The organism is Collinsella sp. AF31-11 (genome assembly GCF_003475605.1).
In the GTDB taxonomy this organism is placed as follows: domain Bacteria; phylum Actinomycetota; class Coriobacteriia; order Coriobacteriales; family Coriobacteriaceae; genus Collinsella.
Genome location: NZ_QRQS01000006.1, coordinates 78,929 through 93,430, shown reverse-complemented (window position 1 = coordinate 93,430; position 14,502 = coordinate 78,929). Strand labels below are relative to the sequence as shown.

General features: G+C 56.6%; 14 protein-coding genes. 5 read left to right on the top strand and 9 right to left on the bottom strand.

The genetic code is table 11. The annotated features are described in order from the left end of the window. Positions 1-53: 53 nt before the first annotated feature. The 6 genes from DWZ22_RS05230 to DWZ22_RS05205 all read right to left on the bottom strand — a co-directional run bounded on the left by DWZ22_RS05230 (position 54) and on the right by DWZ22_RS05205 (position 6,642). Positions 54-905, bottom strand: a complete 852-nt coding sequence (locus tag DWZ22_RS05230) for a sugar phosphate isomerase/epimerase (protein WP_117763773.1) — start codon at positions 903-905, stop codon at positions 54-56. Position 906: 1 nt separating this feature from the next. Continuing rightward, complete coding sequence (locus tag DWZ22_RS05225) at positions 907-2,490, bottom strand: amidohydrolase (RefSeq protein WP_117735293.1); 1,584 nt, start codon at positions 2,488-2,490, stop codon at positions 907-909. Between the two features lie 9 nt (positions 2,491-2,499). Next, positions 2,500-3,963: a YfcC family protein gene (locus DWZ22_RS05220; RefSeq protein ID WP_117763774.1), complete on the bottom strand. Its 1,464-nt coding sequence runs from the start codon at positions 3,961-3,963 to the stop codon at positions 2,500-2,502. Between the two features lie 218 nt (positions 3,964-4,181). Then, positions 4,182-4,925, bottom strand: coding sequence for a GntR family transcriptional regulator (locus tag DWZ22_RS05215; protein WP_117763775.1), 744 nt, complete (start codon positions 4,923-4,925; stop codon positions 4,182-4,184). Between the two features lie 150 nt (positions 4,926-5,075). Beyond that, a complete protein-coding gene (locus DWZ22_RS05210) occupies positions 5,076-5,735 on the bottom strand; it encodes an HAD family hydrolase (RefSeq protein ID WP_369831507.1) in 660 nt (219 codons plus the stop codon). A gap of 64 nt (positions 5,736-5,799) precedes the next feature. Next, positions 5,800-6,642 (bottom strand): Cof-type HAD-IIB family hydrolase, encoded by an 843-nt coding sequence (locus DWZ22_RS05205; RefSeq protein WP_118405612.1) that lies wholly within the window; start codon positions 6,640-6,642, stop codon positions 5,800-5,802. A 489-nt stretch (positions 6,643-7,131) separates the two neighbouring features. Here DWZ22_RS05205 and DWZ22_RS05200 point away from each other — a divergent pair, with 489 nt between their 5' ends. The 3 genes from DWZ22_RS05200 (at position 7,132) to DWZ22_RS05190 (ending at position 10,000) form a co-directional block, all read left to right on the top strand. After that, positions 7,132-8,022 (top strand): hypothetical protein, encoded by an 891-nt coding sequence (locus DWZ22_RS05200; RefSeq protein ID WP_118405611.1) that lies wholly within the window; start codon positions 7,132-7,134, stop codon positions 8,020-8,022. 63 nt (positions 8,023-8,085) lie between these two features. Next, entirely contained in the window at positions 8,086-8,703 is a 618-nt protein-coding gene (locus DWZ22_RS05195) for an ATP-dependent Clp protease proteolytic subunit (protein ID WP_118405610.1), read from the top strand. Then, positions 8,696-10,000, top strand: a complete 1,305-nt coding sequence (locus DWZ22_RS05190) for a VirD4-like conjugal transfer protein, CD1115 family (RefSeq protein ID WP_118405609.1) — start codon at positions 8,696-8,698, stop codon at positions 9,998-10,000. The genes DWZ22_RS05195 and DWZ22_RS05190 overlap by 8 nt, the downstream gene beginning before the upstream one ends. A 226-nt stretch (positions 10,001-10,226) precedes the next feature. Here the strand turns inward: DWZ22_RS05190 and DWZ22_RS10665 are convergent, their stop codons facing one another. After that, a complete protein-coding gene (locus DWZ22_RS10665; protein WP_158573299.1) occupies positions 10,227-10,454 on the bottom strand; it encodes a helix-turn-helix transcriptional regulator in 228 nt (75 codons plus the stop codon). Positions 10,455-10,564: 110 nt separating this feature from the next. On the opposite strand from DWZ22_RS10665, the gene DWZ22_RS05180 reads away from it, so the two are divergent. Both DWZ22_RS05180 and DWZ22_RS05175 read left to right on the top strand, forming a co-directional pair. Continuing rightward, on the top strand, positions 10,565-10,951 hold the full coding sequence (locus DWZ22_RS05180; protein WP_118405607.1) for a hypothetical protein: 387 nt from the start codon (positions 10,565-10,567) through the stop codon (positions 10,949-10,951). A 172-nt stretch (positions 10,952-11,123) separates the two neighbouring features. Continuing rightward, positions 11,124-11,903: a hypothetical protein gene (locus DWZ22_RS05175; protein ID WP_147352266.1), complete on the top strand. Its 780-nt coding sequence runs from the start codon at positions 11,124-11,126 to the stop codon at positions 11,901-11,903. Positions 11,904-12,012: 109 nt separating this feature from the next. Here DWZ22_RS05175 and pgi read toward each other — a convergent pair whose 3' ends face one another. Next, positions 12,013-13,707 carry a glucose-6-phosphate isomerase gene (gene pgi / locus DWZ22_RS05170; RefSeq protein WP_118405635.1) on the bottom strand — a complete coding sequence of 565 codons (1,695 nt, stop codon included), beginning with the start codon at positions 13,705-13,707 and terminating at the stop codon, positions 12,013-12,015. 199 nt (positions 13,708-13,906) lie between these two features. Continuing rightward, on the bottom strand, positions 13,907-14,410 hold the full coding sequence (locus tag DWZ22_RS05165; protein ID WP_158573298.1) for an iron-containing alcohol dehydrogenase: 504 nt from the start codon (positions 14,408-14,410) through the stop codon (positions 13,907-13,909). Between the last annotated feature and the right edge of the window lie 92 nt (positions 14,411-14,502).

Here is a 14,502-nt window from a genome sequence, read left to right as displayed (position 1 = left end):
CTTTCTTGTTTAGTCCGCAATCAATGACGTTGGCTGCGTGGCCGATAGTTGTTTTAGTCAATCAGATATTTCTCGAATGCGGCCATGTTCTTGGCATCTGCCGCCGCCGGGTCATCGTAGTAACGGCCGTCCGTGATTTCCTGGCCCAGCATGCCGTCGAAACCATGGGCGTTGAGTGTGGCGACGAAGGCGTCCATATCGCGCTTGCCATCGCCCCACACCAGATGGCCATACGGGTCGCCGTCGATAAAGTGCATCTCGTGAATTGCCCCATCACCAAAGGCGGCAAACCAGTCCTCAAGCGTCTCGCCTGCAACGCCCATCGCGGTTGTATCAACCATGGGCTGTAAGTACGGGCTCGCGACCTCGTCAATCATGCGCTTCGCATCGGAAACCGTCGTCACAAGGTTGCTCTCCTCGGGACGCAGGCTTTCCATCGTAAGCACCAGACCGTGCTCGCCGGCATACTCCGCCAGAATGGACAAGTGCTCGCGGCTGCGCTTCCAGGCTTCCTCGCGGTCCTCGTCCCAGTCGCCCCAGCCCGAGTTGACGGACATACGGTCGCACCCAAGTACCCCGGCAAGCTCAATGCCGTGCTTAAAGTACGCCAGGCTGCGCTGTTCATGCAGCGGTTTGCGTGCGCAGTACTGCCAAGGATAGACAACATTCTCGGGGCACAGAGTACGATACCTAAGCCCACGGTCTGCAGCTTTTTTCGCCAGGGCCTCAGCCTCAAAGTAGCCCGTATGGTCGAGTGTCACATGCGGCTCTGCACACCACAGCTCAATGGACTCAAAGCCCAAACGCTGCTGCACATCAAGGAAGTAATCGAGCGACCACATGATGTAGTGGATATTCATGCCCGCAATCTGTTCGCGGCGCAGCGTCGGCTTGGATTCAGACATCTTATGCCTCCCTATTTCTATCGAACACGATTTGTCCGTCCGACATCGTCATATCAACCGCAAGATTGCGTGCGTCGTGATAATCGAGGTCGAACACATCCCGATCGAGCACGCAGATATCGGCAAGCTTGCCGACCTCGAGCGTACCCAGCTCGTCTTCGCGCATCAGATCGTACGCGCCGCCGGCAGTCCAAGCGCGCAAGAGCTCGACAAGTGTCAGCGCGTTGGCCTCATTCACGGGCAGTCCATCGTCGAAGTATCCGCCGCACGCGCTGTAGATTGACTCGCCCAGGCTCGGAATCAGCAGCGGCAAATCCGTACCACAGCACACCGTGCATCCGGAATCTTCCATGCCGCGGCGATTCCAGCTGTGCAAAAGTCGCGTCTCGCCAATTTGTCGACACATCATCGACAGGCAATCCTCGCGCCGGTCCAGCGTCAAAATCTGCGGATAGACCTCGCAAATTCCACCTAACTTGCCAAACTCGACAAGATCGGTCGGATCAGAGTTCTCGAGATCGGTAATCGCATGGCGGCGAAGCAACCGTCCATGCTCGTCTCGAGGCAGCGAGGCATAGAGCGCCACGGTGCGACGAACGGCGCCATCGCCCTGGCAATGCAAGGAATATCGGAAGCCGTCAGCATCAATTGCGCGCAGCTCGTTCTCAATCAGATCCCACTCGGGCTCCTCGACAACCGTCTTGCCGGCAGCGCCCGCATCGGCCGTGTCCTCATAGGGGTCAATCATCTCGGCAAGCCCCGCCCATACGCCGCGATCGGTCATACGGTTGAAGCCAGAAAAACGAACGAACGGACCCCGGAAGCGCTCTCGTGCCTCGCGAGCATATGACAGATTTGCACCGGCACCCACCGGCTGCGACATCATAGAGACGCGAACCGTCAGCTCACCAGATTCCTCACGGCGAGCCATTTCGTCGGCAAAACCGTAGTAGTCATCAAACGCCATCTCCTTGATGGCGGTAACGCCGCGCTCGTTAAGCATGCCCATGTAGTCCGAATACCCCGCACGTACCTCGGGCAGCGAGAGGAAATCGCTCATCATGCGCCAGATCTTCTCGGCATAACACGCCTGGGGTGTGAAGCCGTATCGCGCACTGGCGGCAGCATTGAGAACGCAGGTCTCCGCACCCGGTGTAAAGCAGACGACAGGGATATCGCCAAAACAATCGTCAAACACAGCTGCCGTATTTGCGTTCTCGGCATCCGATGCCAACGTTTCGGGCAGGTTGTGGCCAAAAGCCGCCGCGCAATCCGGATGATCTTCTTTCCATGCACGCAAGAGCGACACGGCCTCTTTGGCATCAGCGATGCCGGACAGATCAGACCCCAACGTCCGCAGCGCCCAGCCTGTATAGAAGGTATGCACATCGATCAGGCCAGGCATGACAGTGCGGTCGCCCAGGTCAACTACCTCGTCCGCCTGGGTCAAATACGAAGCTACCTCACACTTGGTGCCAACCGCCTCAATTCGATTGTCACGGACCGCTACGAAACCTTCAAACGGCAGGTCCCCCGTACCGGTAAAGACGCTCTTAGACGTCAGGACCGTCAAACGATCGGACATTATAATCACCTACGCCGGAAGCATGCCAGAAATGGCAGTAATGACCAAGCCAAACACGACCATGAAGATGAAGAACTTCCAAATGGTCTTCCACCATTGGCCAAACGAAATCTTAGCCACGCCAAGGCCGGCAACCGTCATGCCCGCCACGGGACTGATGGTGTTGATGGTCTGGTTGGCAAACTGGAGCGCGGTAACGGCCGCCTCGGGATTGAGGCCCATGAGCTCGGTCAGGGGGCCCATAACGGGCATGGTGAGTGCCGCCAGGCCAGAACTCGAGGGAACCAGCAAAGAGAGCAGGCCAAGGACGATATACATAAACGTGGTGTAGACGGCGGCGGGTGCACCGGCGAGCGCAGTAGCGAGCACCTGGAGGATGGTGTCGATGATCATGCCGCCTTCGGCGATGACCAGAATACCGCGAGCGATACCGATAACGATGGCGGCGTACGCAAAGTCGGCGAGGCCTTTAACGAACTCCTCAGCAATCGTCTGCTGGTCAAGACCGCCCAGGATACCGGCAAGCAAGCCCATGCCAAGGAACACGGCGGAAATCTCATTCATGTACCAACCCTGGGTAACAAGACCCCAGACGATAATGCCCATACCGCAAGCAAAATCGATAAGCACGAGCTTCTGACGGATAGTGAACTCTTCCTCGATGGAGGCATCGATCACGGAAAACTCGATACGCTTGAGCTTATCGTCCTCGTACGTAATGGACGACTCGGGGTTTTTCTTGACGCGCATGGCGTAGCGCATGGCCCATGCGATACCGACGGCAGTGAAGATGACCCAAGAAACGGCGCGCAGCCACAGTTGCGGATTGCCCTCGATGCCAATGATGCCTTGGGCGATCAAAACATTAAACGGGTCGATGGTCGAAGCGCAATATCCCAGGTTAGGACCAAGGAAGCAGATGATGAATGCCGTCATCGAGTCATAACCGATACCCATCATGATGGGAATGAAGATGGCATAGAACGGCAGGGCTTCCTCAGACATACCAAACGTGGTGCCGCAAATGGACAGCAACGTCATCGTGATGGGAATGATGAGGATGTCCTTGTTCTTGAGCTTTTTAATCACACGGCTCATACCGGCATTCAAAGCGTTGGTCTTGGTGATAATTGCGAACGATCCGCCAATCAATAAGACAAACGCAACGACGTCGGCAGCCTCCTGGATGCCCTTAGTGGGCGCTTGCAGGACCGCGAAGATATCCTGACCCAGATTGATGGTCTCGCCGGTCTCGGAATCTGTGTAGTTCTTATCGACCTGTTCATAGGTTCCAGCAACGGCGACTTCACGCTCGCCCGCCGCTGTCGAAATCGTCTTGCGCTGATACTGACCAGAGGGAACGATCCAAGTCAAGACCGCAAAGACAACGATCAGCAAGAACATGATCGTATAGACATGCGGTAATTTGAACTTAAAACGTCTGTTTGTCTTCTTCGCCTTCGTATCTGACATAGATACCTCCAAAGAACTCGAGACTGCATCGCATCTCGCTTCAACGTTTGCACAAGGCAAACGTTCTACGACGTTCTATAGATTACCAGCAGCTTTTCTCGTCATCAAGATAATTTCAAACTGATTGCCGCAACGCGGTTGAACGGTTGCGTTTGCGCCGTGAACGGTATGGAAACGTCCGGTGAGATGATTCGCCGGACGTTTCCATACGCAATGTCCTAGATGTCAAAAACGTAGCGAGACCCAACGATCCGCTGACGACCGATGATAAACGGCCGCCGCTGCTCATCGAAAAAGAAGGCTTCCATATAAAACATGGGTTCGCCAACGGGAACTGCCAACAACCGAGCGACCTCGGGCGACGCGCACGCGATCTCAAGCGTGCATGGGTCGGTAAACGCGGGCGTGCGGCCCGTCCGGTTGCGCACGAACTCAAAAATGGATTGGTTAGATAGAGGTGCCGTTGATAGATAGGCGTTGTCCTCGTAAACATATATGTTGTTCTCGAGCATGACAGGGACGCCATCGGCAGTACGCACGCGCTCAACGCAGATCAAGTCAGTTCCAACGGGAACACCAAAGAACTGTGCTTCGGTGGAATCCGCCGGCAGTATCTTTCTCGAAATGACACGCGCCCCCGGTTCCATTCCGTTAGCGCGGCATGCGTCCGAAAAACTCTGGACGTCATCCTTCTGGCGAATCTTGCGCTTGAGCTTGGGGGCATTGACAAACGTGCCTTTCCCCTGTCGCTTCGTTAGATAGCCCTGTTGGACGAGCTCCTCAATAGCGCGTCGCACGGTAACGCGGCCAACTTTATAGCTCTCAGCCAATTCGAATTCGTTGGGTATCCGCGTGCCTGCCTTGTAGGCACCGGAGTTGATTTCGTTTTTGATGATATCGATAACCTGTTGGTACAGCGGTATCGCTGCTTTACCGTCAGTTAGCCCTTCAGTCGGTGGCATATACCCTCTCCAAGCGCAATTAAGTCTAAAACGGGCTTAGGGGCATTCAACAAGTCCTTAAGCCCGCATTAGCTTAAAGTATGCTAGGTGTCGCACCAAAATGTCGGCAATTTACTCATCAGACCCGAAAAACGCGCAACTACCGCGCTCCTAAGAAAGCGTGAGCAGTTCCGGCAGCTGGTCGATAATCTTGTCCGCGGCATCCTGGCTAAAGCCAAAGCGCTCCTCGCGCTTGGCAATCACCGTTAACCCCGCGCGTTTGCCGGCAGTGATACCAGGCACCGAATCCTCAACACAGCAGCAACGGTCCGCAGGCAGCCCCAACAGATCCAGCGCATGCAGGTAGATGTCGGGCTCGGGCTTGCTCTCCTTAAACTGTTCGCCGCTCACCACATACTCAAAGGCATCCGACAGCCCGCATGCATCGAGCACTTCCTCGATGCTGTCCATGGGAGACGAACTCGCCAGCGCCACGCGAACGCCGCGGCGCGGCAACTCTCGAATCGTATCCACAGCGCCCGGGTTAATCAAAGCCTGGTAGTCACGCGGGCGCTTATGCGCCCACTCGTCCCAACGGGCCAACGCTTCCTCGCCAGTGAAGTGCCCTTTACCGGCGCGTTCAAACCAATCGACCAGCATATGCAGGAAGAACTGATGCGAGGTGCCAATCTGCCCGTTCAGCTCCTCTTGGGTCAGGTTCAACCCAAGCTCCTTGGCAAACGCGGCAGTCTCCCCCAGGTAGTAATACTCGGTATCGACGATGACGCCATCCATGTCAAAGATAACGGCGTCGAACGGAAATGCGGACACGGCACCCTCCCTAACAAAAGGACGCCCGCGAGCAGGCGCCCGAACCATGCATTAATCGGCGATTCTAACCCAGCAGCTTATCCAGCGCTACCGCAATACCGTCTTCGTTGTTATTGGCGGTCACCATCTGGGCTACAGCCTTAACCTCATCGACGGCGTTGCCCATGGCAACACCGGTGCCGGCCCACTCAATCATGGACTTGTCGTTCTGGCCATCGCCAAACGATACGACCTCGCTGGCATCGATGCCGAGCTTGGGCAGGGCACCCTCGAGCGCACGAGCCTTGTCGATGCCGGGCGCCGTATATTCAAAGTACCAGTCAGCCGTAAACATACCCGACAGCGTCTGGGTAAAGGGCGCGTACATCTCCTCGTGATGCGCCTGCAGATAGGCCGGATCGCCCGCGGTGAGTAGCTTGTCCACCGGATAGGCATCCGCCACCTCATGAAGGCTCTCGACTTCGCGAATCTTAAGATCGCAGGCGTCGCGCTCGTATTTGACGATATTCTTCTGCGAGCCGTCCGGCAGCGTAATCATGCAGCGATACGAGTCCTCTACATGCAGGTCACGCCCGAGCGAAATCATAGGGATCACGTCAAAGCTGCGAAGATGGTCAATTAGGCGATGCAATTCGTCGACCGGCATGGCCTGATCGAACAGTACCTCGTCGGTCTGAGCGTCGACCACATGCGCGCCGTTAAAGGCAACTAGCAGACCGTCATGGTTTTGGAGGTCGAGCTCCTGCGCCAAGGCGTGCAGCCCCCATGCGGGACGGCCCGAAGCCAAAATGAGCTTAATGCCCGACTCCTGCGCCGCAAGCAGCTTCTCGCGCGTACGCGGGCTGATCACCTTCTTATCGTTGGTAAGCGTACCGTCGATATCCATTGCGATGGCTTTAATTGCCATATGTGCCTCCTTGCATCGTTTTTATCGCGCACTATCTTATCCGAGCCGGGGCACGTTCGCACAGCGCGCGCATGACGGTTGCAAAACCACCCCATTTGAAACAAACGCAAAAAAGTACTTGCAAAGACGCGTTCCGACATATAAGTTGATAAAAGACCGCCGTTGCGGTTTTAAGTAGATCGAGCATATGAAGTTTGAGTTTTAGCGTGTAAGAGAAGGAAGATCGGCAAAATACAACCCCAAACGCAATGACAACTTAATGAGGTAACTGCCACATGTGAGGCACCCAGAGCATTGCTGTCTCGATTTTGAGCACGATGCCTTCCGCCTTGCATGGGCCGTTCCATCCCGCCCCTGCAGCAACTGCCTCACGGGCTCATTGAAAACCGCATAGCACCCCAACGTCAGCACATCACCCACGGCAAGCACATCACTCACGACAACCAACACATCAACAAACAGCACGAACATCAACCGATTGGAGAAGCTATGACAAACCACCACGCTGAAGACGGCGATAAGAAAAGCATTCTGGATGCCCGCATTGAGCGAGCATATGCAAACGAATATGACGCCGCCTTTGCCGCCGCGACCATCAAGAACTACGCGTCGCTACCGCTCGCGACGATCTTGGCCGACCACCCTCAACTGCTGAAGCGCTGCGCAAAGATCATGGGCGACCCCGATATTCGCAAGCTGACAGACCCCTATGCCCCAAAACGCGACAACGATTCGTACGTTCTTACCGTAGGCTGCCTAGCCCATATGCTTACGGCGCTCGACACGAAACTCAAGCTCGAATGGGAACCCGACGAGCGTCATGAACTCGAAAGCAAGCGGAACACCCTGCGCACCGCACTGTTCCTTCCGTTGGACGGCCTCAAGCGCTGCAACGTCGAGCTCAATACACAGGCGCGGCAAAAGCCCGGGACCACGGGGCAGAAAACTCCAAGACCCCATGCGGCCATCGTTGACCGCGACCGATATAACCGCATGACCGCGCACTTTTCCGCCGGGGGAGCAGCCATAAGGACGCTGATCGACCTGCTGTGCCTCCTGAGCATCAACGAGCTATTTGAGGGCTATCTCGCCCTTGTTCCCGCGACGGCACCCAAGTCGGTAGCAAAGATCATCGAGACCTGCAGACGCCAGTTTGAGCGCCATCGCAATGGCAGCGAGATGAACGCCAGCATCGCGCAGTACTACGCGGCTCATTACAAAAATGATGGATGTGCCCCTGTCGAGCATCAGCTGCGGCTCGCCTACACCACGCCCGTCGCAACGCTCCATCGCTTTGGAGCCCTTGGCGCTTGCGAGCCGCACGAACAGGTAGCCTGCCCCACAACCGAGCTCGATCTCAGGCTCGGACGAACCCTGTAGCCCGCCAGCCCCTCCGCGGGCAACAATCCTATTCCACAACACAACCAACAGAAAGGAGTCCTCATGGACACCAATCATTCCCCCATCATCAGCCCCCTCACCATGCGTGAATCCGCCCGAGGTATCACGCTCACCAGCATTTACGATGAGATGCTCGCCCGTCGCGAGCTCTCCGTCATGGGAAACATCGAAACCCCGATGGCCCACGACCTATGCCAGCAGATTCGCCTGCTCGATGCCACCGACCCCAGCCGCACCATCACCATATTTGTCGCCAGCGCCGGCGGAAGCGTGCGATCGGGTCTTGCGATCTATGACGCCATGCGCCTCGCATCGTGCCCCATCCGCACCGTCTGCCTGGAATTCGCCGCGTCCATGGGCGCCGTGATTTTTATGGGCGGCGACGATCGCCGTATGGCGCCCCATGCAGAGCTCATGATTCACGACCCGCTGATCCCCCAGGGGGCAGGCGGCTCGGCACTTGCGCTGCAGGAAACCAGCCGGCGTCTCATGGAGACCCGCAAGACCCTCACGCAAATCCTCTCGGACCGCAGCGGCCTCACGCCCAAGCGCATCCAGTCCCTCACTGCAAAAGACACCTACCTTTCGGCCGAGCGCGCCGTCGAGCTCGGCTTTGCCCACGAAATCCTCTCGACCACCAAGGAGGTCGCCCATGTCTAACCTCGCCAGCCGCCTCGCCGCATCTGAGTCCGCATCGTCCACCATCCTCGCCAAGGATCGAACGCTTTCCTGCGACACCCGCCAAACGGGACTCAACAACAACGCACTTGTGATCGGCCCCTCGGGAGCCGGCAAGACCCGAAACGTCCTCAAGCCCAACCTGCTGCAAATGAACGCAAGCTACATCGTGCTCGACACCAAAGGCACGCTCTGTCGTGAAGTGGGACCCGTGCTGGCAGCCCACGGCTACCGCGTGCAATGTCTCAACTTCGCCGACCTCAACACCGTCCCGGCCCTTGCGCCCGGCATCGAGCGCTGCGGCTACAACCCCCTGAGGCACATTCGCCGCAAGGCGGACGGCAGGCCCAACCAGCAGGACATCCTCTCGGTGGCAAAGGCCATCTGCCCCATCGAGGACAACAACCAGCCTTTTTGGGATCATGCGGCGGCAAACCTGCTGTCGTGTCTTATCGCCTACGTCACCGAACAGCTACCCGCCGACGAGCAGACGATCAGCTCGGTCATCAAGCTGATCGAGCACCTGCAAGACGGTGCCACGGGTCGATTGTTTGACGACCTGATCACGACCGACCCCCAAAGCTATGCCCTCTCGCTATGGCGGCGCTACGCCATTACGCAAAATGCCGAGCGCATGCACGCGAGCATCGTCGGCATCCTTGCCGAAAAGGTCATGTGTCTGGGATTCGACGGTGCGGCACAGCTCTATCGTGAGTGCCATCAGGTGGACTTCGCTTCCATGGGACACACCCCCTGCGCCCTGTTTGTAACCGTGAGCGATATTGACCGCAATCTCGATCCGCTGACCGGCCTCTTTATTTCGCAGGCGTTTATGGGCCTCATTCGTGAGGCCGATAGGCAGCCCGACGGCAGCCTGCCCGTGCCCGTGCGCTTTATGCTCGATGACTTCGCAAATCTGCAGATCCCCCAGATCGACAACGTGCTCTCGATTATCCGAAGCCGCAACATCTGGGCAACGCTGCTGCTGCAGTCGACCAACCAGCTCGATGCGCTCTATGGCGAGGCACGCGCACGCTCCGTCATGGGCAACTGCGACACGCATCTGGTGCTGGCGTTCCAGGATCCCGAGAGCGCCCGGGTGTTTTCCGACCGCGCCGACGCGCTGCCCAGCACGCTCATGGCGACGCCGATCGATCGCTCGTGGCTCTTTGTACGCGGTCGCACTCCCGAACAGGTCGAGCGCTTTAGGCTCGAAGACCATCCGCTCTACGCCGAACTCCCCGAAGCCCAAAGCGTCCAGGTCGAATCCGACCGCTAACGACGTTGCGCGACCCATCGCATCCGACCGACAACAGAAAGGGGCCCGTATCCCAACGGATACGGGCCCCTTTCACCTATTCGTTAGCTTTTGCAGCAAATCCTACTTGCGATGATGAGCGCAATTTCTCCCGTTACGATTTCGACAAGCAAGGTTTCAACGCCGCCCTCACCGCACAAAGCGCCAAAGCGCCACGCCCCCACAAGACTGAACAAAAGCACCGGAACTATTCAAAATCAAATAATGCCTTCATCTCGACCCCATAAAAGTTGGCAAGCGCAAATAGTGTTTGCAACCGAGGTGCGCGCTTTCCCTGTTCAATGTAACCAATCGAAACGCGATCCATTCCCAGAGCCTCTCCCACGTCTTCTTGCGAAAAGCCGCAGTTTTTGCGCAGCAACTGCAGACGCCGCCCTAATAAGTAATTGAAGTCCTGAAAATCTCTAGCTCGCATGCAAGAAAACGTACAGTCGCAGCATTTATTGCACAACAAACAGAGAGTTTGCATTTGTAGAATGGGACAGATACTATGCAAACGAGTAGTTAGCGTAAGGAGGCGCAGTTATGAAGACAAGAGACTGCTCCGATGTAAACCAAGACACAATACGTACCGTAGAAGCCATTTTGAAGCTCACAAATAACGGCGAACATCCTGTGGCATACTCAGATTTAGCAGCCGAATTGAGGATGTCCCCACGCTCACTCGGCGCTCCACTGGATTCAGTTCAAGAGGCCTGCGCGAGAGAACAGTATCCCTGCTTGTCGGCAATGGTCGGGTATAAAAAGAATGACTTTGCGCCGGGAGACGGCTTTTACATTTCATTTGCTCAGCATTATCAGAACCAAAGCAATATCTGCCCAGATGACATTTCTAAGATACGTAAAGCCGTCAGGAAGGCTAACTGGAAATCGTTCTTAGAAAGAATAGGGCAGCGCTCTGCATCGAAATAAAGACGTAAATGTTTAGCCCATCAAATAGAAGGGGGAACACGATGGGATATGAAGATCAAGTTGCAGCCGTCAAAAGAGCTCTTGATTTAGAGATTCAGGTTCAACAAGCAAAAGAACTGTAACCTCAGTCAGATTTAAAACCTTCTGCAAAGCCGAGCCTAAACCACCAGTATTGCAAAAAGCCGTTTACAACGAACCTCCAATTCAGACAACAGTCAAGCTCGATATTCCGAGAATGGTCGGTCCATGGCTGGTTGGAATACTGCTTGTGCTCTTGACACTTTTTACGGGAATAACCTTCTTGATGGTCATCGGTCAAATTGTTGCCTTTGGGCTTGTATGGGTTTTCTATTACTACTTCAAAGTTTATAAAGCTCAGAAAAAAGCCAGCTATGAGCAGATAAAGGAATCCGCCGAATACAAACAACTTTGTGCACAAGCGCAAGAGGAAACTCGCAAAGCACAGCAGAAGTATGACGCGGAATTTGCTTTGGCAAAAACCGAATACGAAAACGTTACATTGCCAAACTATAAAAAAGAACTTAAGGCCTGGAAAGAAAAGAACGCGGCAGAACTCAGCGAGGCAGAAGCCGAGCTGGAAAAGCTATCAAAAGAGCTCGCCCAGCATTACGATGAGACCCGAATCGTGCCAGTCCAGTATCGAAATATCGAAGCTTTGGATTTCATCTACTCAATGATTTCGACCTCAGATTTTGACGTAAAGCGCGCTATCGAAAAATACGACGAGAACATCAATCGAAATCTCGAAGCGGCCAAACTTCGCGCACAGCAGCAAGCAAATGAGCTCGCGTCACAGCAAAATGCACTTCTTGAAAACCAGAATGAAATCGCGCAAAAAGCTCGCCGCGATGCCAACATTGCCGCAGTTGCCTCAACTATCCAGCAGCATAAATTAAACAAAACGATAAAAGATATGTCTTCGAAACACTGACGTTTTCAAAGCCGCACAATTAACCAGCCTAAAATATGGCCTCCGCACCACTACGATGCGGAGGCCATATGCGAATGAGAAAGTCTAGTCTGACGAAAATGGTTGAGCACTACTTGCGATGCGCGCGATAGAACTCGATGAGCGCCTGGGTCGAAGCGTCCTGCTCGGCCTTGGCGGCGTCGTCGTGGAAGGCCGGGGTGATCTGCTTGGCAAGCTGCTTGCCCAGCTCAACGCCCCACTGGTCGTAGGAGTCGATGCCCCAGACCGTGCCCTCGACAAACGTGATGTGCTCGTACAGGGCGATGAGCTCACCGAGTGCGAACGGGGTCAGCGTGTCGCCAAAGATCGAGGTCGTCGGGCGGTTGCCCTCAAAGCAGCGGGCCGGGACGATCTGCTCGGGCGTGCCCTCGGCGCGCACCTCGTCGGCCGTCTTGCCAAAGGCGAGCGCCTTGGTCTGGGCCAGGAAGTTGCCCAGGAACAGCTCGTGCACGTCCTGACCGCTGTCTGTCGCAGGGTTGGCAGTGTTGGCGAAAGCGATAAAGTCGGCCGGAACCACCACAGTGCCCTGGTGCAGCAGCTGGTAGAAGGCATGTTGGCCGTTGGTGCCGGGCTCGCCCCAGAAGATCTCACCGGTGTCGGAGGTCACGGCGCTGCCGTCCCAGCGGACATGCTTGCCGTTGGACTCCATAGTGAGCTGCTGCAGGTAGGCCGGGAAACGGTGCAGGTACTGGCAGTACGGAAGCACGGCGTGGCTCTTGGAACCAAAGAAGTTAACGTACCAGACGTTGAGCAGGCCCATCAGCGCGACGGCGTTGTTCTCGAGCGGGGTGTTGCAGAAGTACTCGTCGATGGCGTGGAAGCCCTCGAGGAACTGCTGGAAACGCTCGGGGCCGAGCACGACGATCAGCGACAGGCCCACGGCGGAGTCAACGGAATAGCGGCCGCCGACCCAGTTCCAAAAACCGAAGGCGTTGGCGGGGTCGATACCGAAGGCCTCAACCTTCTCGAGTGCGGTGGAAACGGCGACGAAGTGCTTTGCCACGGCCTCGGCGTTCTGCTCATCGGAGCCATCGATGGCGCCCTGAGCCTTGAGCTGCTCGAGCATCCAGGTCTTGACCTCGCGGGCGTTGGTGAGGGTCTCGAGCGTGGTGAAGGTCTTGGAGACGATGATCACGAGCGTGGTCTCGGGATCCAAACCCTTGAGCTTCTCGGCCTGGTCGTTGGGGTCGATGTTGGAGATGTAGCGGCAATCGATACCGGCGTCGGCATAGGGACGCAGGGCTTCGTAAGCCATGACCGGACCCAGATCGGAGCCGCCGATGCCGATGGACACCAGGTGCTCGATCTTCTTGCCGGTAACGCCCTTCCACTCACCGGAGCGCACGCGCTCGGCGAAGGCGTACATGCGGTCGAGGACCTCGTGCACGTCGGCGACAACGTCCTGGCCGTCGACGATGAGCTGGCCCTTCTCGCTGGCCGGGCGGCGCAGCGCGGTATGCAGGACGGCACGGTCCTCGGTGGTGTTGATGTGCTCGCCGGAGAACATGGCGTCACGGCGCTCCTCGAGTTTCACCTCGCGGGCAAGGTCGCACAGGAGCTTGACGGTCTCGTCGGTCACCAGGTTCTTAGACAGGTCGAAGTGCAGGTCACCGGCGTCAAAGCTCAGCTTGTTCACACGCTCGGGATCGGCGGCGAACCAGGCCTTGAGGTCGATACCCTCGGCCTCGAGCTTCTCCTGATGAGCCTCGAGCGCCTTCCAAGCGTCAGTCGACGTAGCATCGATAGGTGCGGCAACAGTTGCCATAAAGTCCTCCTCGGCATACGGGCGCACGCCTCCATGCGCCCGGACATTCAGATGCCACTATTCTAGCGCAGGTCAAGACTACAATCAGCGAGCGTTGCCAATCGGCCCCCAAACGGCAACCGACCAAAAAGGGACAGGTTTATTTTGGCAGGTCAAACGCTTTATCAACCAAAAATAACCCGTCCCTTTATGGCAAATATTAGGCCGCGGCGCACACACTGCCGAGCAGCTCGCGCAGAGGAGACCCAATGCCCTCCAGCAGTTCGGGCGCGATAATGGCAAAAACCGGAACCTCACCGGTGCCCACGACAGCAGGCACCTTGCCCTCCGAGACAATGCATCCATAAGGCACAAAGCCGTCTTCGCCGGCATCGAGCGTCGCCATGCGACGGGCGAGTTCGCGTGCAAAGCCGGCAGTATCGGCATCGCCAATCGCCAAGACAAAGTCCACGCCCTCGTCGGTCGCCAGGGCCACGGCTTCGTCGATCGGCTCGTCTCCCCCGTCGCCCTCAACCGAGCCGCAGCGGAAAAGCACGCGCTCGAGCAGAGCTCGATCAAGCGAGCCGAGTGCCGCCGAGACAAGCTCATCGCGCGTATGCTTGTCGCCACCCAGCACGACCAACGCCTTGGTGCCACCGTAGTGAGCGACCAATCGTCCGCACCAGCGAGCCACGTCTCCATCCGCAACAAGGCGCGTCGGCATACCAAACCCATAATTGACCATCTTTCCCACAACCCCTCTGTGCGTATAGGCGGTATCAATCGTTAGGCCCATGCTACGAAGCGAGGTTTTCC